Annotated in this window: 1 rRNA gene; it reads left to right on the forward strand. The window is 37.7% G+C overall.

The window, feature by feature from the left end:
• Window positions 1-53 precede the first annotated feature (53 nt).
• Window positions 54-170 (forward strand): 5S ribosomal RNA (gene rrf, locus BCT11_RS03490).
• The last annotated feature ends 151 nt before the right edge of the window (window positions 171-321 follow it).

Genomic DNA, 321 nt, shown 5'->3' on the forward strand with positions numbered 1-321 from the left:
ATTGAATGTGTATAAATAGAATTTAAAAACAGCTTTCCAGATTAAAAAATTTGCTTGGCGACCATAGCGATTTGGACCCACCTGATTTCCATTCCGAACTCAGAAGTGAAACGAATTAGCGCCGATGGTAGTGTGGGGTTTCCCCATGTGAGAGTAGGACATCGCCAGGCTTTATTTCGCACTTGCTTATTTAATAAGCAAGTCACCATAAAGTTCTAAATTATTTTAGAGTTTTATGTTGACTTTCAAAGTGAAAGGCGTAATATACGCACCTTGCTTAAGTGCTAAGGTACTGAAAGCCAAGCTCTTTAACAATATAGA

This window comes from Vibrio sp. 10N.222.52.B12 (assembly GCF_002875385.1).
GTDB lineage: Bacteria > Pseudomonadota > Gammaproteobacteria > Enterobacterales > Vibrionaceae > Vibrio > Vibrio jasicida.